At 61.2% G+C, this 22420-nt stretch carries 18 protein-coding genes and 1 pseudogene; 4 read left to right on the plus strand and 15 right to left on the minus strand.

Annotated features, from left to right (window positions below; genetic code table 11):
* Positions 1 to 14: 14 nt before the first annotated feature.
* Positions 15 to 1127: a cytochrome P450 gene (locus tag G6N57_RS29590; protein ID WP_077743562.1), complete on the plus strand. Its 1113-nt coding sequence runs from the start codon at positions 15 to 17 to the stop codon at positions 1125 to 1127.
* 335 nt (positions 1128 to 1462) lie between these two features.
* Positions 1463 to 2083, plus strand: a complete 621-nt coding sequence (locus G6N57_RS29595) for a cysteine hydrolase family protein (protein WP_061263193.1) — start codon at positions 1463 to 1465, stop codon at positions 2081 to 2083.
* Here the strand turns inward: G6N57_RS29595 and G6N57_RS29600 are convergent.
* The 3 genes from G6N57_RS29600 to G6N57_RS29610 form a co-directional block, all read right to left on the minus strand.
* Complete coding sequence (locus G6N57_RS29600; protein WP_174814531.1) at positions 2063 to 2764, minus strand: Rv1363c family protein; 702 nt, start codon at positions 2762 to 2764, stop codon at positions 2063 to 2065. The genes G6N57_RS29595 and G6N57_RS29600 overlap by 21 nt on opposite strands.
* On the minus strand, positions 2761 to 3396 hold the full coding sequence (locus G6N57_RS29605; protein ID WP_061263192.1) for an Rv1363c family protein: 636 nt from the start codon (positions 3394 to 3396) through the stop codon (positions 2761 to 2763). The genes G6N57_RS29600 and G6N57_RS29605 overlap by 4 nt, the downstream gene beginning before the upstream one ends.
* Positions 3397 to 4128: 732 nt before the next feature.
* Complete coding sequence (locus G6N57_RS29610; protein WP_061263191.1) at positions 4129 to 4737, minus strand: DUF305 domain-containing protein; 609 nt, start codon at positions 4735 to 4737, stop codon at positions 4129 to 4131.
* 358 nt (positions 4738 to 5095) lie between these two features.
* Here G6N57_RS29610 and G6N57_RS29615 point away from each other — a divergent pair, with 358 nt between their 5' ends.
* Positions 5096 to 5548 carry a hypothetical protein gene (locus G6N57_RS29615; protein WP_061263190.1) on the plus strand — a complete coding sequence of 151 codons (453 nt, stop codon included), beginning with the start codon at positions 5096 to 5098 and terminating at the stop codon, positions 5546 to 5548.
* Positions 5549 to 5961: 413 nt separating this feature from the next.
* On the opposite strand, the gene G6N57_RS29620 is transcribed toward G6N57_RS29615, so the two are convergent.
* The 3 genes from G6N57_RS29620 to G6N57_RS29630 all read right to left on the minus strand — a co-directional run bounded on the left by G6N57_RS29620 (position 5962) and on the right by G6N57_RS29630 (position 7914).
* Positions 5962 to 6510, minus strand: a complete 549-nt coding sequence (locus tag G6N57_RS29620; protein WP_077743308.1) for a hypothetical protein — start codon at positions 6508 to 6510, stop codon at positions 5962 to 5964.
* A 360-nt stretch (positions 6511 to 6870) separates the two neighbouring features.
* A complete protein-coding gene (locus G6N57_RS29625; RefSeq protein ID WP_133118288.1) occupies positions 6871 to 7065 on the minus strand; it encodes a hypothetical protein in 195 nt (64 codons plus the stop codon).
* 249 nt (positions 7066 to 7314) lie between these two features.
* A complete protein-coding gene (locus G6N57_RS29630; RefSeq protein ID WP_077743307.1) occupies positions 7315 to 7914 on the minus strand; it encodes a hypothetical protein in 600 nt (199 codons plus the stop codon).
* 182 nt (positions 7915 to 8096) lie between these two features.
* Here G6N57_RS29630 and G6N57_RS29635 point away from each other — a divergent pair, with 182 nt between their 5' ends.
* The gene (locus tag G6N57_RS29635; RefSeq protein ID WP_077743306.1) at positions 8097 to 8486 is read left to right on the plus strand and encodes an antitoxin Xre/MbcA/ParS toxin-binding domain-containing protein; all 390 of its coding nucleotides are present in this window, start codon (positions 8097 to 8099) and stop codon (positions 8484 to 8486) included.
* A 34-nt stretch (positions 8487 to 8520) separates the two neighbouring features.
* On the opposite strand, the gene G6N57_RS29640 is transcribed toward G6N57_RS29635, so the two are convergent.
* The 9 genes and pseudogenes from G6N57_RS29640 to G6N57_RS29675 form a co-directional block, all read right to left on the minus strand.
* A complete protein-coding gene (locus tag G6N57_RS29640; protein ID WP_174814532.1) occupies positions 8521 to 8679 on the minus strand; it encodes a hypothetical protein in 159 nt (52 codons plus the stop codon).
* A 73-nt stretch (positions 8680 to 8752) separates the two neighbouring features.
* Positions 8753 to 9181 carry a hypothetical protein gene (locus G6N57_RS29645; RefSeq protein WP_077743305.1) on the minus strand — a complete coding sequence of 143 codons (429 nt, stop codon included), beginning with the start codon at positions 9179 to 9181 and terminating at the stop codon, positions 8753 to 8755.
* Between the two features lie 497 nt (positions 9182 to 9678).
* Complete coding sequence (locus G6N57_RS32145) at positions 9679 to 11259, minus strand: TniQ family protein (RefSeq protein WP_234815583.1); 1581 nt, start codon at positions 11257 to 11259, stop codon at positions 9679 to 9681.
* 56 nt (positions 11260 to 11315) lie between these two features.
* Entirely contained in the window at positions 11316 to 12446 is a 1131-nt protein-coding gene (locus G6N57_RS29655) for an ATP-binding protein (protein ID WP_077743303.1), read from the minus strand.
* Positions 12412 to 14562: a TnsB C-terminal domain-containing protein gene (locus tag G6N57_RS29660; RefSeq protein WP_077743302.1), complete on the minus strand. Its 2151-nt coding sequence runs from the start codon at positions 14560 to 14562 to the stop codon at positions 12412 to 12414. The genes G6N57_RS29655 and G6N57_RS29660 overlap by 35 nt, the downstream gene beginning before the upstream one ends.
* Entirely contained in the window at positions 14559 to 15302 is a 744-nt protein-coding gene (locus G6N57_RS29665; protein WP_234815565.1) for a TnsA-like heteromeric transposase endonuclease subunit, read from the minus strand. The genes G6N57_RS29660 and G6N57_RS29665 overlap by 4 nt, the downstream gene beginning before the upstream one ends.
* A 1492-nt stretch (positions 15303 to 16794) precedes the next feature.
* Positions 16795 to 17886, minus strand: a complete 1092-nt coding sequence (locus G6N57_RS32340; RefSeq protein WP_077743301.1) for a TniQ family protein — start codon at positions 17884 to 17886, stop codon at positions 16795 to 16797.
* Positions 17887 to 18301: 415 nt separating this feature from the next.
* Positions 18302 to 18425: pseudogene (locus G6N57_RS32150) on the minus strand (IS3-like element ISMyma8 family transposase); the annotation flags it as partial.
* Between the two features lie 173 nt (positions 18426 to 18598).
* Positions 18599 to 21937, minus strand: a complete 3339-nt coding sequence (locus G6N57_RS29675) for an NACHT domain-containing protein (RefSeq protein WP_133118287.1) — start codon at positions 21935 to 21937, stop codon at positions 18599 to 18601.
* Positions 21938 to 22420: the final 483 nt, after the last annotated feature.

Consider the following 22420-nt stretch of genomic DNA (forward strand, 5'->3'; position numbering starts at 1 on the left):
ACGCCGGCCTGCCGATGGCAGTCGACCGCCACGCCGGGTGGAAGACCCTGCGCGACACCGGTCGGGTGGTCTTCGTCGACGGCTGGTTCTACTTGAGCCACCGCGACGACGTGCTGGCCGCGTTGCGGAAACCGGAACTGTTCTCATCGAAGAAGGCTTTCGATGTCCTAGGCAGCCCACTACCTCTGGTGCCGATCTCGTTCGACCCGCCAGAGCACACCCGGTTCCGGAAGATGCTGCAACCGTTCTTCAGCCCGCACACCCTAGCCGAGATGTTGCCCTCGCTGCAGAAGCAGGCGGCCGACATCATCGACGACGTGGTCACGAAGGGCAATTGCGAAGTCGTGGCCGACATCGCAATCCCCTATCCCTCGCAGGTGTTCCTCACGTTATTCGGCCTGCCTCTGAAAGACCGCGACCGACTCATCGCCTGGAAAGACTCGGTTATCGCGCTAGCGGATTCACCGACGCTCGAGGGGGCCGACCTGACCCCTGCCCTCGAACTCTTCGCCTACCTCACCGAGGCGATCAACGAACGGCGTGCGAACCCTGGACGCGACATCCTTTCCCAGGTGATCACCGGCGAGGATGCTCTCGACGACGCCGAGGCCATCGGCCTGAGTTACCTTTTCGTCCTCGCCGGCCTTGACACCGTCACTGCCGCGATGACCGCCGCTCTACTCGAACTAGCCCGCAATCCGGAACTGCGGACCACGCTCCGCGAGGATCCCGACCAGATGGGCGTATTTGTCGAGGAGATCGTCCGATTGGAGCCGCCGGCGCCAATGCTGCCACGAGTAACGACCGCGGAGGTCACCATCGGGGACATCACTCTGCCTCCCGACACCCGGGTGCGGCTGTGCATCGGTGCGATCAACCGCGACGACAGCGACGCGATCTCGACCAATGATGTCGTCATGGATGGAAAGGTGCACCGCCACTGGGGCTTCGGTGGAGGCCCGCATCGCTGCCTCGGTTCGCACCTGGCCCGGATGGAGCTGACGCTCATCGTCGGAGAGTGGCTACGGCGAATCCCCGAATTCTCTCTCGAGCCCGGCTACGAACCGCAGATAGTGTTCCCCGCGAATACCTTTGGGATCCGCAGTTTGCCATTGCGCCTGGGCTGACTAGCACACCGTAGGTGAATACTTGTCGACGAGTCGCTGCTTGTAGAGCTTGCCGGTGTCCGTGCGCGGCAGTTGGTCTTCGAACGAGAGCGACCGCGGGCACTTGTAGTGCACGCCAGAAGTATGCCAGGCGATTGGTGCGCTCCTCCAACTCGGCGAACGAGGTCACCTTGCCGACGAGGATCACGGCTGGTTTGCCGGATGCGGCGTGCTCACGAATCTGCATGACACTCCCCTATCAACGGTTTCAGCGTTTTGATCGAAATGTTCTACGAGATAACATATTTCGTGAGATTGCGATGGCATTTGGCCCACAACTCAACTAGGTTTGAGTGATGTCTACACCTCTCTTCGATCCCAGTAGCGTCGCCGTCGTTTGTGTGGAATGCCAGAACGGTGTGCTCGGCCCCGATTCGGTGTTGCCCGCGCTGGCCACCGACTCCACGGACCTGGTGGGAAACATACGTCGATTGCTCGACAGCGCACGCGAATTCGGCGTGCGGGTGGTACATGCCACTTTTGAGGGAAACCTGGGTGGCCGACCGACCGGAACCGCACGGCTGTGGCGCGCTTTGGGACCCGCCACAGCCGACTGGAAGCCAGGGGCCTCCGTCACGTCGGTGGTTTCCGAACTGTTGGCCCCTACTGACTTGGTGCTGCCACGGCACCACGGGTTGTTCCCGACGTCGGGCTCGGAGCTGCTGCCCGTGCTGAAGGGCCTTGGTGTGACGACCATCGTGCTTACCGGAGTCTCCCTGAACCTGGCGATCACGCACACAGCCGGAGACGCGACCCAGGCCGGGTTTCACCTCGTGGTCCCACGCGACGCGGTCGGCGGTACGCCCGCCAGCTACGCACAGCAGGTGCTGGACAACACCATTGCCGTCCTCGGCCGGCTGACCACCGTCGATCAGTTGATCCAGGAATGGTCCGGATCAGATCGGATCGAACCCTGAGACGAGCCAGCGCTCCCCGACCTTGTCGAGAGTGACCCGCACGCTCGACGTGGAGTCCGTCGGCCGGTCCTGCCCAATCGTCGTGGTCTGATTGACGAATACGACCACGACCGCATGCTTCGGTGTCGCCGACACCGATGCTGCCGCAGGAACCGTTGCAACAGCGGTGATCTGCTTCTGCTTCGAGCCCGGAATCACCACGTCATCGGTCAATTGAGTGTAAGAGTCACGGAAACTGCCGGTTAGCAGATCCCGCGCAGCGGTAAGGTCGCGGTCAACGCTTTCCGGCTTGTACGACAGCAGAGCGACAGTCGAATCCTTTGCCACCTCAACGGATTCGACAGCCGCAGCCTCGGCGGCACGTATGGATCCATCTTGCCATTTCAGCATTCCCGCGACTAGGACGAGCACCAATACCAGACCCGGCAGCACTCCGTACGCGAACACGCGTGTCCAGTTAGTTCCGCGCCGCGCACTCGAAGTCTCCGACTCTGAGGCCGCACTGTCACCATCGCCGACACCGCTACCGGCTTCTGCCGTGGGCAGTACTTCGTCCTGCTCGCCATTCACGTCCGCGATGTCGTCGGCGATCAGTTCAGCGGCGTCACCGTCAACGACGGCCTCAGCGGCATCCTCATCAATAGCGTCCACGTCGGCACGCCTCGTCTTCAGTTTGATCACGCTACAAACCCCACATTCGAAACCTTCACGTCCTGACCGACCTTCTGCATGGTGAAGCGCATCCGCCACGATCGGGGCTGCTGCTCGGGTGCGCCGGCATTGGACGTTCTGACAGTCACCGCAACGATCGCCTGGGCCTCACCATCCGTCACAGATTCCAGACCCGAATCAGTGACGGTACCCACCGACTTCGACTGCGCCTTCTTCACAACATCGACAAACGGCTGCGCACGCTGGGAGAAGTCATCGTGGAACTGGCCCGTGGCCAAGTCGAGTATGCGTTGAACGTCGGAGTCGGCGTTCTGGTAGTCGATGGTTGTCAAGTTCAGCGCGCCTTGTCTGGCGACCTGCAGGAATAGCTGCCGCTCCTTCTCTGCGTGCTGAGATTGGTAGGTGCGGAATCCCAGCCAGCCGACCAAGCCCCCCAGCACCACAACGCCGATCAGCCCGGCAATGAGTGCGAGTCGTAGGGGTGAAGCCGACCGCTTGGCGTCCGCTGAGGCGCCAGCAATGATGTCGACTTCGCCTCCTTCGTCGCTGTCGGCAGCGGCATCGATGTCGACAACAAGCTCGTCGACAACGACGTCGACGGACCCATTCACTGTCCCGGTGGCATCACTGTCGTCTGCCATGTTTGTTCCTTTGCGTCGTGGGCCACATTGGTTGGGCGTGGACCTTCTGTCCTGCCCGATGTACGTTTCGTCGCCGAGTCATACTCGGCGACCGCGCCTTACCGGATGCGACGGTGGCGCAGACATCACTGCAGGTGGGGCCGTCAATCCCGGCGGTGACCGGGAACCGACCAACCAGGTGATATGCAGGTCGGGGCGCCCTTCCAACTGAAACCCTTGCTCAGCGGCACGCGCACCTCGTTGCTGTCACATGACGCGACGGTGGGTGCCCGCTTTGCTGAACGCGCCCCACACCCCACGCACTCACGCACCACCGATACTTCATCAAGACAGTTAATCATATATCGATTTCTCGGGACAGAACTCTCGCGACGATTGGGCGATCCCTCCGCGACGCGAGACCACGTACGGCCATAGGCCACCAGGTGGCCTATGTGAACCACGACGATGTTGTGACCAGTGAGGTTGCGTACCGACATCGAGATCGACAAATTGGTCAAGCAGACGTACATCGCCGCTGGAGGAGATCGATTGGTCCGAAGACGAAGTCCGGCGACGGCTCCGACACTTCATCGTCCCGGTCTTGCCGCCTTGGATGGCTTCAGCGGCGAGCGCGTCTCCCGCACCTCAGAGGTTCAGGTCGCGGTAAGAGCAGACCTTGAGTCGCTGAACAATCTCGCGGACCAGTTGCGTGCCGCAACGATATGGTAGCGAGTTTCCTCCGCTAGCTCCCTATCCTCCACCCGCGAGCATCTGTTGCATCCGGTCGATCTCCGCCTGCCGTTTTCCAACGATCTGCTTCGCAAACCCGACGGCATCGACGTTTACCCCGTTGGCAATCTCGGCGTTGGCAATCTGAATGGCCCTCTGGCCGTGGGCAATCATCGACTGAAGCCACAGAACGTCAAAGTCCCGGCCGCTCGATCCTTGCAGCCGGGCCAAAGCCGCTTCGTCGATAGCACCCGGAGCAGTCGGGCCAGGGCTGCCAGGATCGGGCGGCGTGGTGGAATCCGCGTTCCATTGGACGAGTAGTGCTTTCATCAGCTCGATGTCAGGCCGCCGTGACGATGCGATGTCTGCCGCAAATTCGATGAGGTCCGAGTTGGTCGAGCGGTCAGCTACCAGTCCTGAAACCTGAATAGCCTGCTGATGATTGGCGATAATGCTGTCCGCAAAAGCAGTATCTTCATCATTTGATCCCGCCGGTTCGCCGGTGATGACGGGCGCTTCCGATGTCGATGGCGGCTTCTCATCTGGAGTCGGGCCGCTACAAGCCCCCAGGAACAACGTCGCGGCCACGGCGCTGAGACCGGCCAGCGATCGGAAGGAAGTGCGCCTCATCGCCGCAGCATATCGATCGCACCAGGACCAACGTCATCCAGTGACGGAAAGGACTAGATCGACAGATTCGGATCTACCCAAATCAGTGGGTTTTCGAAGATCGGACCCCTTGCCGTGACCTACTAGTAGTACGGTAGTGGTGCGGGTCCGGAAGTGGCTTTTCGGAAGAGTCGGGCGTTCTGGTGCGGGTTCGACAGCGGCTTTTCAGAAGTGTCCGTTGCTTGAGGATGATGAGCGGGCCGCGCATCATCCGATGGTCGTTCTTGGCAGTTCTGGCGGCCCCGCACCCCCCATTCGGCGCGGTGACGCTCGGGCCCAACCAGGTGGAGATGCGGCGAAGACGAACGTAGTGCATCAAGTGCTCAACCCTGACGATTCTGAACTTCTCGACATCGCCGATCTGCCGGAATACGCCGGCATCGGCGTCGATGCCCGCATCCGAGAGTTGGTCGGTTCGGCGTTCACAGCCAAGGAAGTGGCCCGTGGGCTCTCGGTCAGCGCCTCAAGCGTGCACCGCCGGCGGCGCCACCGCGCGCTGTGGGGAATCAACCATGCGCGGACATGGCGATTCCCGGCCGCGCAATTCGTCGTCGCCGACGGGCGGCCGGTCCGACAAGTGCCCGGCCTCGAGGTGGTGCTCAAGGAGTTGCCCGCGGATCTTCATCCCTTGTCCATCGACGGATTCCTTCACACTCCCCAACCCGATTTGCTCGTCCGTGACAAGTTGGTCTCCCCCTTGGACTGGTTGCGGGCTGGACGCCCTACCCGGTCAGTACTTACCTGCGCAGCTGCGCTGGACTGGTACGGGTAGCCGATCGGCCCTCAACCATTGCGGAGGAAAGCAGCCCGCACGAAAGCGGATGCTCGACATGAGGTGCGCACACAGCAATCTCAGCTGATTCCATCCCACTCCCCGCTGCAGTTCTACAGCGCTGCACCACGGCGACGGGCGGGGCCGTCTATTGGCCAAAGCTTCTCGGGCTCGTCGGCTCCCGTTGAAGGTGTCACCGTTCGGTCAGCTGGTTCCTGACCTTCCTCTGAAGGACCAGACTTTTCTGCCACCGCTATGACCTCTGAACAACTGCATGTCGACTGACTGTTTGTTGCCGCCGCGGCTGAGACTGCGACCGACCACCTCGGTATCGAGACGAGAACCGCATTTGGCCGTCACCGGATAGTTCGCCGCGTCGACACGGACAAGCCCGTACACACAAGGGTGTGATATCAACGGGCCCAACATTGTTCGGCGTTGCGATACCGATCGTCATGAGCAGACCCGGCGAGATGCGACTGGCGCTTGGCCCGGGAGGTGCTGAAGTAACGGCGGAGTTTGCGATGAACGTTGGCGTCGGCGTATGCGCGGCGGTAGGCCAGTCGCAGAGAAGGAGTGAGGGTGCCTTCGTCGGCTTCGCTCGATCGGCGGATGCGGCCGTGGGTGGCTGCGATCATGAGGTTCCGCCAGGTGTGCGCGGCCTCAGTTATGCTGTGCGCGTTGAGGATCGTTAGTGCGGTGGTGACCCTTGCGGCGGTTTCGGCGGCCGTGTTCTGGGCGGTGCGGCCCGAGTGGGGTGCCGCGGAATTGAGATGTTCCGAATCGCAGCAGGGTAAATCGGCCTGGGGCTGCAATTGAGAGTAGTCAATTGTCAGTGCTACCCACCTGACGAGGACTCTCAGGGTGTCGAGCGCAGCGACTGACCCCTGACCGCGGCGTGTAGCGATCGGCGCTTCGGCGAGGAGCAGGCGCATCACCTGGCCTTGGGCCTGAAGAATCATCGGACTACCGGAGAGGTCGACCGGTTGCGCTGAAGCCAGCTCCGCAGGCGCGCAGCGCTCCGCTCGAATCTCGCCTGCGCACACCGCGGCACCGACCGGGGTACGGGACGCGGGTCACATTCACCACAACACCAACACTGACCAGACCGTGGACTCAGATCAGACCGTCACCCCGGACCCAGGTCGGATTGACATATTCATAGGGGGACGCTCGTCGAAACGAGGATTCGCTCCGATGAACCATGCCCGCGCGATGGTTTCGCCGTCGACGCCAGCGATCGTCCACCAGGCACGATAGGCCACTTGTAGACGCGCCAGCGACGCATCCCGAGGCTCAGCGCCATCCTGGCTGGCTCACCCCTACGGCTGTTTGCGGTCACGCGACCCCGCCAACGCGGCCACCAAAGTCGGCCCTAGATGATCGAGAAGTTCACTGACCAGCTCGTGGACAGGCAGGCGCACCGCCTGCGCATGGAGCTCCTTGCCGTTCACCGTGATCACCTCCCAAGCGCCTTTGGCATGGCATAACGCAATAATTTGCACATCTAAACCCACGAAAAAACCACTGGTAAGCGACCAGATTCGCCGAGTCGCTGCGGTGGCGGCAATGTGCGAGCACCCTGGTCGTCGATCTCCGCTCGAAGCCATCCTCTCCAGACCCGCTGAACGCACGGTTTCGCTAACAGTTGGTCGTGCCTCGCTTGGGGCGCCGCTCAGATCCCGAATCGGCGCCGCAGAGCGAACTCGGCATCTCAACAGTTCGTGACCGAATTGCATGCGCAACGTGGCTGCGGTCGAACTGCGTTATGAATCGTCGCCACTGGGTAGCGGGCGATATCCGTTTTCTGTGGCGCACGATTCGCACAACGTCTTGAACCAGTCGCGCCGCTCGTGCAGTGATCCTGTTGTGGTGCCGCAACTTTCGCAGGTGGTTGCGCTGGCTCGCTCGGCGGCAGCAATACGTTCGGCAAACCGACGGCTTGCTTCGTCGGGCAATTCTTCGGAGGCGTGTGCGTAGAAGCGCAGCGTGCCAAACTTCTCCTTGCACTGATGTAGCGCGTAATGGGGATCGATCGCGGCGAGGTCACGGTCTAGGTCCACGATCAGGGAGTACCAACCGGCGTCGCAGCTGATCCAGCGGCCCCATCCGTCGGGAATGCGACGCAGGATGGCAGCCAGAGCGTTGTAGTGGTCGCCGGCGTCCTCTGGAACATTGAGCGCATCGCGAAGGGCGTCGAGGTCCAGACCCGAGAGGGCTTGTCTGGCAGCCTCAGCCGCGGCTTGTCGAGTCTCGGGGTCGCTGCCCTCGACAACAGCGTTGGCAAGCTCGCGTAGCGCGGACTGCGCGGCCTCCCACCGTGCTGCGGAAGCGGAGTCGAGGGGTTGGGGAGAGTCCTCGGTCATGGCATAAACCTACGACGACGTGGGGACAGGTCACGATGGGCGGGATGCGTTCGAGTGCCGCAGGGATACGCAGTCGCCCCACTGAATCTGTCAAACTGGGTGTATTAGGCAGTCATTATGGAGATATTTTCAGAGCTATTGCGGCCTACTATGAGGTTGCCAAGCAAGGAGGTGCACGAAGCATGGCCGATCTGCTGGTCAAGGCTGCTGATGACACCGCCCGGATGAAGACCCATGAGGTGGTCGCTTACTTGCTGGAACGACTTGGGCGCACGGCGGTTGCCTATATGGCCGGGTCGAAGAGTCTTGCGATGCCGGCGCGTTGGGCCTCTGTGCCCGGAGATGCTGGGCATGCGGAGCCGTCGCCGGAGAAGGCACGGCGTCTGAAGGCTGCGCACGCGGCGTTCCGGTCGATCGAGGACGCCGAGGACGATCAGGTGGCGCGTAGCTGGTTGCTGTCGGCGAATCCTCGGCTCGACGGTCGGACCCCGGCGCAGCTTGTCCGTGAGGATCAGATTCCTGCGGTCTTTCGCGCTGCCGGGGCGTTCCTCACCGACACCTACCAGTCCTGAGGTCGCCTGAGGCCCGTTGCCCTCAACCGCGATGTCACCGCTGGGTCGTGTCGGGCGGCGATGGGAGTCCCATCTTGTCGGCGCGGTCGAGTTGGTCCATTTCGTCGACGATGGCGTCGACGCGTGCTCGCCGTTCAGGACTTGCGAGCAACTTGGCGAGACGGTCGTTGCCGCGAATGTAGTTCTCAGCCATTTCGGTCCTCCTCAAGCTGCTGCGTCACAGTGTGGCGGCGACAATTGGGTTGGCGAACGCGGTCCGGATCCGGTCACGGAGCCGGCGGTCTAACAACGGACCGAACATTCTCGTACTCTGGATCACTGAGCAGTCCGAGTTGATGAGCAGCGCTGACCTGGGTCCACGTTCCCGGTGTAGAACCGTCATGGGGATAGGCGGCGTATTCGGTGAATGTGTATTCGTAGGCGGAAAGCTCTTTGATCAGGTCGTCGCGGGGGGTGGCTTCGACGGTGGCCCGCAAGATGAGTTCTTCTGGGGTTGGGGTGTCCCCGAGGGCCCGGCCGCCGCGCACCAGCCGGCCGACGCGCGGCTGCGTGGTGAGAAGCAGGTCGGCGATGTCTCGTTGGCTCTTACCGAGATTGTGCAGCTGGACCGCATCGTGCATCTCCTCGATTTGGTTGAGGCGTTCGTGGGCGCGGCGGATCAGTGCTCGGTGGGTGATCCGTTCAACGGTGGCCATGGCCTGCTCCTCGTCACTGATACGTAGCCTATCGCCTTTCGATACGTTAGGTATCGGAGAAGTGAGGCTGTGCGTGGAGCAGCCGGACACGGTCCGCTCAACCTCAACGCTTGCAGAAAGTCGAGCCCCCTGTACCCCGGCCCGGTCCGATTTCGACGAGCAGCCTCCGAGAACTTGGAAATCCAGCTCGGCGACGGCAAGAGAGCCGCTTTCTGGTCGGCCGCCTATCGCAACTGTTTGACGCCATGCATGCGATCATCGACGACGCCGGACGCGCATCGGCGATCGCCTGTGAACGGTGCGGACAACCTGGAAGTCTGCACCGGAGCCGTCGCGTCTGGGTGAAAACCCTCTGCAGCGTCTGCGCCGAGGAACTCGGATTCCTTCAGCACCAGCGATTTCGGACTGAACTGGGTTCATCGCCCGAAGGCAGCACACCTGTTCTCTGAGCAATTAGCGCCGGCAGTCGGCCAATCAACCGGTCATTGGTGCGGCAGTCAAGGTGCGCACCGGCCCGCAATTCGTCGCGGCAATGCCGGCACGGCGATGATCGGTTCCTCGATCCTGCGGTGTTGAAGGAACTCCCCTATCCCTTCCGTCACCGCTGGCTCGGATAGCGTCTGGTCTGACTCGAGCACGCGGCACATCTGTGCGAAGCTCTGGGTGTCGCGAAACCACGGAGCGTAAGCGCGCGGTAGCCCGCTCAGATGCTCGAAGGCGATACATCGCAACGGATCCCGATGTCCGTGCCGATTCTCGATGTTGGCGAGCAGGTCGGTGTAGTCGAGTCGGCGGCGGCGGTGATAGTCGATCTCGGTGGGTGTAGAGCTGAGCTGATCGGCGAGCGCGATGACCCGGTTGAGGATGTCCGCCCTGTCTGGTCGTTGGCGAAGGGCCCGCATCGCGGTAAACAGTTCGGTGAAGTCGGCGGTGCTATTGCCCAGCATCGTGACGATCGTCGGTGTAGGGGTGTCGGTGCCGACGTGCGCCGCCAGGCAGGCCAGTGCTGCACGTTGTGCACTATCGACTTCATGGCCCTCGTCGAGGATGTAGGTCGCCCATGCCGGCCACAGCAGGGTGGGTAGTGCGCGCGTGAGTGTGGCAAGCGCGGCCGCCGGTCGCCGCGGTGTACGGGGCGCTGCGGTGCAGGTGCGGTAGCGCAGCGCGTCAACGATCGGTAGGTCGGTGTCGAGCGCACCCAGTTCAATCGCGCCGGCGAGGGCATGGCGGGTGCTGGTGTCTTGCGCCAGCCCTGCACGACGCGATACTGCTATCACTGCTGACGAGGCGATATGTTCACGCAGTCTTGCTGCGGCGGTGGAGATATCGGGTGCTTGCAGCACGTGGGCGGCGGTGGCGAAGCTGTCGGCGACGCTCGCGATTCGGGTGGCGTCGGTGCGGCGGCACCGTGTCTGGGCGATGTCGCCGGCTAGTGCCCGCAGATCAGCCACGGCATGCGCGGACGTCACTGTGGCTGGGTCGTACACGGTGAATGGGGCGGTGTCCCCCGCAACCACGTCGTTGATGACCTGTTGGGCGGCGATCACCTCCGGTGAAGCCAGGTCGGGTGTATGGGCGCTCAGGTCTGCCCCGCAGATGGTGCGCCCATGGCGGTCGGCCGACTGCGTGCAGCGGGCGAGATTGGGAACTTTGTCGGTCAGCGGCGCGGGACGCATCGGTGGACGCAGGCAGCGCGGACACGTATCGACGAGGAGACGCCGGTGGCGTACACAGGCGAACGTCCACTCCACCGACCACGCGAGTTGCCATCGGCCCCGGTTCTCCCGCAGGCATTGAGGGCAGAAACGTTTCAGGCATGTGGTCCGGTTGAGTGCGCCGCGGCGAGTGCGGGTGGGGCGGCGGACGATGGGTAACCCCAGCGGGGCGTAGTGATCGAGAGTCATCGCCTGCAAGACATCGGATTCGATTCCCGTCGCGTCGGACAAGGCGTCGATCTCGTGGCCGTGGAGGCGGCAGGCCCAGCCGATGTAGTCCATGTCGCCGGGGCGGCGATGCAGTCCCGTGGCGGTGAGCATCTGGCGCCAGGTGACGTCGTTGCGCTGCGCGTACGCGCACAACCAGGAGGTTAGGCTTTCCCCTGGTTGTGGCGCGACGCGCAGCGGCAGACTGCGGATCAGTTCATCCTCGCTTTCAGTTTTCCGGTGCGGATGGCGGCGAAGTTTTCTTCGCGGGTCTCCTCGGCCGCGGCGTCCAACCGGATCCTGTCGAACAGTTCCTCGGTGAGAACCTCTTCCCCGCTGCGGATTGCCAGGGAGCATCCCCGGTTGATCAGCGTCATCAGCGAGCCGATATACCCGTTCGTTCGGGCCCAGAGGTAGTCGGGCAGTACGTCAGCGAGCATGCCTCGCCCTGCCCCGGCCAGCACCACGCGAGCCTCGATGGTGGTGAGCAGATTGCGCCAGGTTCCGCGTTCGTGGTCCTCCTTGATCGGGAAGGAGTCCATGCCGATCACGGTGGTGCGGCGTGCGGTCTGGGCGACGACATTGCTGTGGTTGCGGTCGGCGAGCAGGCCGGATTTCTTCAGTTCGACACCGATGAACAGCAGGGTCACTGGGAAGGTGTTGGCGATGAACTTGAAGTGATTGCTCACCTGGATGCTTTGCGCCGTCGGCCACTTCAGAAAATGCAGGTCATCGATGACGAGAAGCCTTGTCTCACAGTTCAACACGCAATCCAAGGCACGCTGGAGGTACTGGGTGGCGGTGCCCCGGTCCGTGCCAGGGTGGGCATAGAACGACAGCATGGCTCGATTGAGATCACGCAGGGTGGTGTTGCCGGTCAGCGACACCCAGCACACCGGCCAGCGTTCGTGGCCGTCGTCGGTGCGTGGTCCCTCCTGTTTGAGCTGGTCCAGGTGGAAGTGCTTGCCGAAATGCTGAGCGACGGTCGTTTTGCCCACACCGGGCTCGGAGTCGAGAGCGATCGCGCCCTTGACCCGGTCGCCGTCGTGCAGGTTGCTGTCGGTGATGTTCCACAGTTGCTCGGTCACCGTCTTGAATTGCGGTGTGATGAACGGTCCGAGGTTGGCGTGCCAGTCTCGGCGTACCCGGTTGTACTGCGTGCGGGCGGCGTCGCTGAGGCCTGTCAGCTGGCTGCGGGTGACTGGATCTGGTCGGGTGCGGCTGGGGGCCAGCACATAGTGGTTCCAGTCTTCTTTGCGGGTCAGGCTGATGTTGGCCAGCGACCGTGTGCGGTTATTGGCGCGAGGTTTAGGCGTCTTCGAACGCGCCGTCGTAGAAGCCATCGTCCTCACCTCCGGTGTAGTCGTTGTTGAGTTCTTCGGGCAGGTCGTCGTCGCCGGTTTCAGGCTCAGGTGACGGCTGCTGTTGTTGGCGCACGGCGTGCGCGGTGGATGCCAGCGCCGCAGCGGTTTCCGCATCCGTTTTGGGCACGTCAGCGCTCAGTAGCCGTCGATCCTGGCGAGCCATGTTGATTGCGAGACGGCGCTCGGCGACGGTGCTCTTACTGCCGACTTCCCAGCGCGTCAGCAGCTCCTCGAGAGCGAGCTTGTCGTCGACGAACCGGTGCCGTTTGGCGGCGAGTTTGCGGGCGAACTCCAATGCTTCCTCCGCCAGCGGCTGATCCAACATCTCGGCGTACTGCCATGTCAGCGTCTGCCAGCTGTGGTCCTCGGGATCACGCATGTAGGCACGGCGGATGTCGTAGGGGTCGAGGTAGACCGGCCACTTGTCCTTGAACTTCCCCGTATACGGGCTGGGTTTTCCGTACAGCTTGGTGGCGATCTCTCCCCGATAGACCCGTTTGTTCACGTCGACGCCGTATTGCTGGATGGTGCGTGGCACGACTTTGAGGAACTCCAGGGCCAGGTACGGGTCGCGAGGCGCCTCGATGTAGCCGCCGCGGGCCAAACCGTGGTGATACATCTGGGTTGGGGTGAACGCAGCGTTGGGCACCCCGGGTTCGATCAGTCCTTCGTGCGGGCGGTGGTGGTACACCGTGGCCACCCATTCGCGGATGACCTGCTCAAGCTCGTCGACGTAATAAAACGCCCGGTTCTCCACGTCAAGGCCGCGGGAGTACACGTCGGGACCCTTATAGCCGTCGAGATGCTGGACCAGATCCTCACGGATAGTTCGGAAAAACCGCTCGACAGGCGCTTTGTCGCGAGGCTCACGAATGCGGGCCGGCTGAATCGAGATCCACAACCGAGCGCATGCACTGGACACATGCTCGGCCATATAGATCTTCCCGTGATCGACGATGATCGTCTCCGGCACTACGGCCGGTCCGCTGGCACGACGTTCGGTCTTCTTACGCCGCGCCGAGCGGGGTTCTTCGATCGCGGCCGGGTCGATCAGGATGCATCGTGGCACCCCGTGCTCGGGCCAACTCGCATACGCCGGCCAATGCTCCGGCGCCGGGCGCGGGCGCATGCATTCATAGAGCACCGAGGCGATGTCGACGGCTTTGGCGTCACCGGCGGTCAGGACGAGGGCGATGATGCACCGGGTGTAGCGGTCCATAGCCACAGTCAGGTGCACCGGTAGCCACCGCAGGGTGACCGGGTCCATTGCGAACACATCGAGCGGGGTGGTGTCGAGGTAGACGTACTCGCCGGGTCGGGTGCAGGGCAGGTTTCTGTAGGGGCGTGCCGGGCGTTGGTCGATGTCGCGGATGCGTTGCGTGCTCAACCGGAACAACGACTGCTGACGATCCAGCAGGGACAGGGTGCGGTAGGCGGTCGCTCGTGATGGTGTGGGCACTTCCCCGTCACCGAATCGCTCTGTGCAGTTCCGGTTGGTTTTGCGAATGACCGCCGACCGTGAGGGGCGCGAGGCAGTGACGTAGCTGGCCATGACTGCCAGTGCCTCGGTGGCCCAGCGCGGATCAACCTGTGGTTCCTTGTATTCTCGGGAAACCTTCAGGCCAGCTTCGCCGTACTTGCGGAACTCGGCGACCCACCGTTTCACCGAACGGACGTTGACCCTGAGTTCGACGGCTTTGGCTGCGTAGCGAGCCTCCAGCGGCAGGGTCGGCTCGTATTGCGGTTCTGGTTCGTTGGAACGTGCCAGTTCTGCAGAACCGGACTTATAGCCGGTCAGGACTTCGCGGACGTGGCCGGCCCGGACCTGAACCTCTTCCAGCTCCTTGGCCGACAGTTGAGCGAGGATCAACGCGCACGTTTCATCCAGGCGATCGGGGGCGCGCTGCGGATCGAGGGGGATGAACCGGTGCCGTATGTCGTGCAGCAGTTCGCTCATCGTCATAGTGCGGACGTATGCACCATTGGCGGCGGTGACGTGTCCCCCGTACTTTGAGTCGATCTCGATGACTTCCCACAGGGAACCGTCACAGCTAAAGCGGGTACCCACTCGAATGGGGATATAGGGATCGTTCATTTCATAACCTCCAGAACAGTGTCTGACGACAACATGCGTGTCAGATCGACTGACAGCTCGTGGTGCCAGAGCATGTGAAACAGGGCGGCCCGCACGCAAGGCGCTGGGGCGTCGATGAGAGCTACCGACTCGGCGAGGGTGCGCCCGATGAGCGCCCTGGTGCGAAGGTCGTGCAGGATCTCGGTAGAGATGCCCGTTGGTTTACAAAAGCCACGTAGGAAGCGCACGTTGGCCAGGCGGATGCGGTCCGGTTCGGACGCGATCTCGAAGGACCAGCCGCGATCCTCCACCACCCGCCGCACCCACGCGAACGTGTCCACGACCTTCGGATTGTCCAGTTGCGTCGACGGTTTGACGTTCACCACGGAAACACTGTCTCGCCGGAAAAACAGAAAGTCCGGAACGTGCCGGCGTACCTTGCCGTTGACCTCCGCTCGCATTAGGAACGGTTGCGACACAATGTGGGTGATGTCGCGATCGAAGTCGGCCAGGAGCAAGTTCGCCTTCTCTAGAAGCGACTCGTAGATCAGTGGTTGCTGGGCAGTTGCCGTCCAGTAGTTCCCCGAATAGTGGCGCTGACCGAAGTACCAACGGAACGTCCGCCATGGTTGCGCGCCACGCAAGAGTTGATCCGATGCGTTGCGCACACTGCATTCGTGTGCTTGACCGTCGTCTGTGCGTACCGCGACCGTCGGATTCGTGACTGACGGTTCGTCGGCGGCGACCGCGGTGCGCATCATCGAGACCACCCCCGCACGGCGGACAGTGCAGTTGATCGTAAGGTGAACGCTGGCGGGCGGTTGGCCGGGTGTGCACGATCGTCAATACCTTGTTGTTGCTTGACAGTTGGATGCGCGCAAGGTGAAATAGACATTGGCCCTCCTAGGACCGAAGAGTTGTCGAGGCTCGTTGGTGAGGTGTCGCGCTTCGGGGTAGCCGCCCCTAGCGCCATACCTCGCCTGGAAAGAGCGCAACGCCTTAGATGCGGATAGCGTTGCGTGAGGTGTTGGTGGGATCTCCATCTGAATCCCGAGATTCATTACGCCATTTTCCAAGCCCCCCTTCTATGAGCGGCTGATCTGTCGCGGCGCACATCGCGGCAGCTAGTGGTGATCCCGCTGCCGTCGGTGCTACCTTGCCGATCATGCGCCCACCGAATTGCCGTCGTCAAGAACTGATTTGGGCATTTGCGCGCGCCACCCGAATCGACATTGAAATCGAAAACATGCGTGGATACCGCGAAATCGCTGCCTTCACAGGAAAATTCACCACATATGGCGAATTCTGTGATGCCTCATCCAGAATCACAGTACTGCGTAACCTTGCAACTGCGTAACCCTGCAAATTCTGCTATTTCCTGGCAGTACAACCGATTTCAACTCACTAAGGCTCGGTCGCGTACGCACACGAAGTGGTGACGAATTTGTCGACAGTTGCGAATCGGAACATGTGCGCACATTCCCCGATCCCCAGGATGCACGTGCGTGAGCGCAGCTGAGGTCTCTGGTATCGGGGAGCTATCAAGCTCACCCTCTTAGAATGAGTAGCACTACTAGTAGCACTACCTACCCTCAAGGGGCTGAGCGCCCCTCCAGATGAGTCACCACCGGTGAAAACTGACGCAATTCAGAACACCGGCACCCGCGAATAATCGCAGGCTCACACAACGAGGCCGAGCGGCCACAACTAGCACCCAACCGAATCGCGAAAGCGGTCACGCTACACCAAACCCGTTGGCATCTGGCACTACCAACGGGTACGTCCCCCAGCGGACCTGTCTCGGCGACGCACCGATCATTGCTCAGAGCGACTCGTTCACACGCCATTCTGGTCCCTGTTGGCAGCGCAGACCTACGGATCGATCAAACCGTCGCGCAGAGTCCCAGAACCGATTGAATTCTCGCCTATTGCACTCGGGGAGGTTTACCAGACTGTGGTGACACTGAGGTGCAGACCCTAGTCGCAGATCTGCGTCCGTTGCACTACTAGTCGCATGCCCTACTGGTTACACCTGCTTCGCGGACCGGGCGTGGCTCGTCCTGAAGCGTCAACATCGGGTGCGATTCGACCACTCAAGGCACAGTCATGCTGTGACTAGTCGTCCCCTTTTTGCCCTCCCCGGTCCGCGCCCACGCTCTCGTTGCCGGCACCCGGGTGGGTGCCTCGATTGATCGACCGCAGCCCGCTCGGAACGTGGACTTCGCTCAATCTCAGAATGCGCAGGGCAATGACTCAGCTGTGGCAGACCGAGGCGGGCCGGCCTCTGAAGACGCTGTTAAAGGCTGACATGAGCACAACAGACACATCCTCGCTTACGTCCTTTCGTCCGCGGCCCCTCACCAGACGCAGAGCCCATTCAGGTCGCACCTCAGCCATGACCAGGGCCAATAGTTCGTGCGCCGCACGTGGAGTGGGGCTGTCAAGCACCTCCAGCGCGAGGGTGTAGCCGATCGCCATGTCAATCGCTACCGGGTGGATACCGGAACGCTGAGCGAATCGATCAGGATCGGTCACTGATGGTGCAGCATTCGCGCCCAGCACTACAGCGTCGACGGTGGACAAAACCCGGTCGAGGGCCGTGAGTTCGGCAGCACGAAGCATCCATCGAGCCAGCACCCTCATATCCTCGAGTACCTTGCCTGAGCGAACAGGCGCGCTATACAGGCCCAGTGGAACGTGCTCATCCGCAGTAAGGTCAGCAATGAGCCGCTGGGCGCGAGTTGCCGAATGACCATCGGGAAGGACTATCGGCTCTAACGCAGGCAGATACGCGCCGCACATGGCGCCCGTCCCCGGCCCTGCACCATTCGGCGGATTCGCGCAACAACTCTCCCGCGGTATCAGGCCGACGTGGTGTTGCCGTGTCCGCCACGGACGACCGCACGACGCACACATGTCGATCAGCACGCAGTTGTGCTTGGCGCAAATGAAACACAGATTGTGTCGCCAGTTCAGATACCACCGGCCACCTGTCTCAGCCAAGCAGCGCGGACATGCCCGGCTGCTGCACCGCCAACCCCATCGATAGCGGTTCAGCACCGAGTCCCCACCAACCGAGGATGACGTTGTCGCACGCACAACGTCGGCAGACATGCCGGCTGTGTAAGCAATGTCGCTGATCATGGTCGGTGACGGAGTTGAGAAAATCTGTTGCCATGGCTTGCGATTCAAACTGCGCGTATCGATTCCACACTGATCAAGCACGCTCCCGAAGGTCGCGCCGTGGGCGCGAGCGACTGCTTCTAGCCATGAGTCGATCGCTTCACCGGGCAAAGGCTGGACTCGTAGGGGAAATGTACGAAGCCGTCCCGCACGCACCGCCATCACCAATCTCCGCGAGACAACAAGGCACACCGACACTCTCTCGCACCAGACACTGCAGCCAGTGATATTGTATCCTAATGCCTTACTAGTAGGGCACACTACCTACCCCAAGACGGAGTACCGATGACCGCGATCGGCCGGCCACCGAGAGCCTGTCTTCCACTCACCCGGACCGAAGCGCTCAATCGATGGTTCCCTATTGAATTAGCGTGTTGACACTGGTGGGAGGGAAACAAATTGTCTCGATGGCGGTTGTGGATTCCGCGAGGTTGTTTCGCGCCGCAAACCAACGCTGCCCACCGCGTTAACGCCTCATGGACGGGCTGGACAAGACCCATACCAATAGTTTGGGTCAGACCAGTTGATTAGGGAGGTCGCGGTGAACTTGTCCTGCAAGGTGTTGGCCGCGGCCAGGTCCGCCGTACCGGGCCAGCCAGCAATGCCACGTCAACTCCGCGATCTCCAGATGCCGCCACATCTCGGCCCACTCTTGTCCGGGTCCCAACGAGTTTGTTGACCTCGGCGAGCTTACAAATGATCTGATCCGGAGGATGCCGCTGGCGCTAATTTCGGCGGCATTTCGTTGCCACTTCTTCCTTGCCCGCAGACCGGGGAGCAGAGTCGCATAGCGACTGGACCATCATCGATCACCTGCAGTCTCGGCTGCCATTACTACTGGTCACTGCAACGTGTTTCGCTACGGCGACGGCTGTCATTCGGCAAACCAATTTTCGCGCTTGGCAATCAACGCCACGGGTTCAACTGCCGACAGAATGCGCTCCTCAACGTTTTCTACTGCGCGCTGTACCAGATCGCCGGGCCAATCCTGCGGCTGCTCCAAGACCTTCTCGGCAAGCGTGGCCTTGAGCGAACCCACTCGCGTGTCACTAGCCCAACCGCCTAGGGGAAAGTGAGTACGTAATCCCTTGAACTGCTCGAACTTGACCACCTTGCCCCCGGAAGAGATTCTTGCGAGATCTCGCAGATCACCAACGCCGACTGGTAATAGGCCTTCGGGAGAGTCAGCGAGCCTCTTGTCGATCCAGGTCACACTCGCCTCAGTTGTTATGCCTCGCAACAACCAAAGGGACTTGGTGGATAGTTTGATCCGATTCAGTCGCAGCGCTTCTTGCATGACCAGCTCGCTACCTAGCGTCGCAGCCCGGAAACGGTAGATTGCAGAAAGGAGCGCATCGAAGTACTTGGCTGGAAGCGGTTCGACAACATTGTCGATCTGCTCAGCCAGTTCGATCACTACATTAGAGGTCGCTGTAGTCAGCAGCGAAAAGATCCAGTGCCGCTGGTCCAGCTCTGTGTTGACGTTGTCAAAAGTGTTGCGCCACCACGACGCATCCTTGCGGTGTGCTCGCGCCTGCTCTTCCGTAAGTAAAGCTGCGTGCAACGCAGGGTGTTTGGTTTTCGTAATCGTGGCGATCTGATCGAGGTCGATGCCGTCGGGTAGGGCTGCGACTGCTTGGCGCAACACCCACCCGTCGCCCCAGACAGCCGCCACCAGGACGAGGCGGCGCTGCCAGTCAGTCGGGGACGTGCCTGCCGATGTCCGAGCGCTCAACTCCTCCACGGAACTCACCACCGCATCTAGGATTGCAGCGCTTGAGCGACGACGTACTCTTCGACGCGAAGAACCGCTGACCGTCTGATCGTCCACATCGTTCAAGCGATTCATTGCCAGGAGAGCGCCCGCCAATACACGTCCAAGCGAGGACGAGGCAGCTACGTTGCGCAGTGCTTCCACGGCACCGTCATTGATCTCGTCCCTCACTACGCCAAGAACATCGTCCGTGGTTCCTGAGTACCCGCCCGCGGTCAGCAACTCGACCCCCCAACGAGATGCCGACGCGTAGTGGCGGAGAACTGCGGCCAAACGCTCCTCGTCGCTAGCGCTCAGATTGCCGAGAATACCCAGGGAACTTGCCGTTTCGAGCCACTGCGAGGATTCCTCGTAACGGCTCCACCACCACCCATCGATGTTGTCCGATTCCGTTGCATGGCGCCGCAGGCTGGCAGTCAGGGCTTGTTGAACACCGGCCGGTGGAAAACCTTCCAGACGCGACTTCAAGTGGCGCACAGCTTGGATCCTGCCCGCACGGTCGGAAAACTCTAGAGCTGAGCCCGCTACATCCAGGAGTCCATCGACCGCTAGTATGACCCCAGGGCCGTCGAGTATGAAGTCGACGACTTCCTGTATCGGGCCGTCCTTCTGACCTTCAAATGTCCGGTCGTTGAGAAACAGCGTCGCCGTCGATCGCAGCAACGGGTGCAGGCCGAAAAGCCGATCAGTGCTGATATCCTGCAGAACAGCCCGCATTCCACGAACCTCGCCCTTCGAGTATTTACCCACAAAGAACCGGCATACGTTGGACCAGTACGGCCTTTGCAGTAGGGCGATGAGACAGTCGTCCCGAGCGTCGCGGCTCGCCTCATCGAAGATATAGACCGCCGCGAAGTACTCCCGCAACGACTGAACGTCGAACTGAAATTCCCCGGACCCCGGATTCTTTTCCACAAGACATAAGACGCGGGTAGTGAACGCAGAGAACAAGCCCTCCGCAAGCTCCTGCCCGTCTTCTCTGCCTCGCAAATGCTCATGCAGCACTCTCTTTAGTTCGCCACGATCGATGGTTCCCAAACCTTTGCCTTCCTCGGCTTGGGTATGTATGAACCATCCGATGTAGGCGTGGATGTCCTCTATTACTTGGCGTTCCTCGGCAAGTAGCGGTTCCTTATCTTCGCTCTGTTCTCGATCGAGGAAGGTCTTGAAGTACTCGCTATATAGCTCGGTCCGTCGTTGTGGAAGTAGCTGCCGGCGATGGAGCAGATGCAGCAAAATCGCAAGTTGCATCGGGTATGAGGCCAGTTCGCGAATATGAGGCACGTGCTGGTTCTCAAGGAACGTCCGCTGCAGCTTTTCGACGGCCTGATCGGAAAGCTTGGCGACGGCGGCCCATCGCTGCAAGTACTGCAGCCGTAAACCAAAGGTGAGTCGCCGAAGGCTGAGCTTAGGGAAACTGTCGGAGGACCACAACGCGGAGGTTGCTCCCCCGGGGCGGGTAGCTACAAGTATGACGAGGTCCGCGGCGTCGATGTTGAGGCGAGCTTGCGTATCGACGATCTGCGCACTAACTTCCTCGCGGAACTGGAGATTCGCCACTTCATCCAGGCCATCAAACGCGAGTAGGACGGGCTCGCTAGAGATGAGAATTCCGAGATCCTCAACCGTAAATTCTCGTCCGCCACTGCTTCGGCCAACCTCCCGAGCGATGTACTCCTCAATCGTCTTCCAGGAGATCTTATTGATCGGACGGCCTTTCGCAATGCCCTGGCGTCCCTTGGACACCACAGTCGACTTGCTAGCCCACCGAGCATATTCACGTAGGTCCACCCGAACAGGGATGCGGGGCACGACTGTCACATCGCGTAACTGCTGCGCCTTCCCTGTATAAAGGTCGTTACCGAGGATTCGGGAACGATAGAACTGGCATATGTATTGCAGGAGTGTCGACTTACCTTGGCCCGGTCCGCCGATTAAGAGTGCGTTGCTCTTCCACTCTGGGTGCAGTATTGCCTGCGCCGCGCCCGTTACCACAAGGCCGTCAGCAGACTCATCAGACGCTACGTCACCAGGCGCTACGAGCGCGATGCTTTGCATGAGCTCGGCGATGGCAGCGTCGGGTCGACATGCAAACGGAACGTCGACAAATAGCGAATCCACACTCGGACCGTTTAAGTCGACCTGCTCGAAGAGCACCTGATCTTCCCGCGAAAACCGCTGCGCGACATATTTATTGACGGTCGCTTCCAGAGCGCCTTTTCGCTCAGCCCTGCGCTCATGCTGTTCGCGCATCGTGACAAGTTCTTCTGCCTTGTACGCGGCACCGTTGTTGGCGTCGACCATCCCATGGTGGGTAGGGCACAGGAGGATGAGATTTTCGTACGTATGGAGCTTCTCTTTGGGGTAGTGCGCGTCATACCGAGGTCCGTTGACTTTGTAGGAACGGATGTGCGCTTGTTCTCCGATCGGATTTGTCAACGATTCGCCCGTGTCTGCATCCACGGAGTCCTCGACTAGGGATTGCTGACAGCCCGGGAATGCACATTGGTTGCGTGCGCGCGCCCACAGGACCTTCACGACGGGTACCGAAATACTCAACTCTGCCGAACTCCCAATCCACATCTACCGTTGCCGGAAGCCTAATCCACAAGGATTCGAAAAATCGCGAACTAACCGCAGCAGCATCTGCGAAACTACGAGCGAGCTCAGCGGTCAGCTTCTGGGGTCGACGGGCATAGTCGAGCGCCAGCAAGCCTTGATCGTCGGTGCGCCACAGTACAGTTCGGGCATGTCGTGAAATAGGCAGAAAGTTGTATGGCCGCATCACCTGTGGGCCGCGCGTCGACCGGACCGCTTCGCGCCAGCGCCGCATCGAGTCCGCTAGCAATCAGGTCGTTCGGCCGCGCGACGTAACTGAGAGTGGATACAGACCGCTTCCGGTGCATACTGATTGTCAGATGC

Origin of the sequence: Mycolicibacterium boenickei (assembly GCF_010731295.1) — a bacterium.
Taxonomy (GTDB): domain Bacteria; phylum Actinomycetota; class Actinomycetes; order Mycobacteriales; family Mycobacteriaceae; genus Mycobacterium; species Mycobacterium boenickei.

Coding starts and splice junctions, on each gene's coding strand:
- G6N57_RS29665 (WP_234815565.1), bottom strand. CDS start 15,302: ATGATGCGCACCGCGGTCGCCGCCGACGAACCGTCAGTCACGAATCCG.
- G6N57_RS29630 (WP_077743307.1), bottom strand. CDS start 7,914: ATGACCGAGGACTCTCCCCAACCCCTCGACTCCGCTTCCGCAGCACGG.
- G6N57_RS29655 (WP_077743303.1), bottom strand. CDS start 12,446: ATGGCTTCTACGACGGCGCGTTCGAAGACGCCTAAACCTCGCGCCAAT.
- G6N57_RS29595 (WP_061263193.1), top strand. CDS start 1,463: ATGTCTACACCTCTCTTCGATCCCAGTAGCGTCGCCGTCGTTTGTGTG.
- G6N57_RS29660 (WP_077743302.1), bottom strand. CDS start 14,562: ATGAACGATCCCTATATCCCCATTCGAGTGGGTACCCGCTTTAGCTGT.
- G6N57_RS29590 (WP_077743562.1), top strand. CDS start 15: ATGGCAGTCGACCGCCACGCCGGGTGGAAGACCCTGCGCGACACCGGT.
- G6N57_RS29635 (WP_077743306.1), top strand. CDS start 8,097: ATGGCCGATCTGCTGGTCAAGGCTGCTGATGACACCGCCCGGATGAAG.
- G6N57_RS29605 (WP_061263192.1), bottom strand. CDS start 3,396: ATGGCAGACGACAGTGATGCCACCGGGACAGTGAATGGGTCCGTCGAC.
- G6N57_RS29640 (WP_174814532.1), bottom strand. CDS start 8,679: ATGGCTGAGAACTACATTCGCGGCAACGACCGTCTCGCCAAGTTGCTC.
- G6N57_RS29610 (WP_061263191.1), bottom strand. CDS start 4,737: ATGAGGCGCACTTCCTTCCGATCGCTGGCCGGTCTCAGCGCCGTGGCC.
- G6N57_RS29645 (WP_077743305.1), bottom strand. CDS start 9,181: ATGGCCACCGTTGAACGGATCACCCACCGAGCACTGATCCGCCGCGCC.
- G6N57_RS29620 (WP_077743308.1), bottom strand. CDS start 6,510: ATGATTCTTCAGGCCCAAGGCCAGGTGATGCGCCTGCTCCTCGCCGAA.
- G6N57_RS32340 (WP_077743301.1), bottom strand. CDS start 17,886: ATGGCGGTGCGTGCGGGACGGCTTCGTACATTTCCCCTACGAGTCCAG.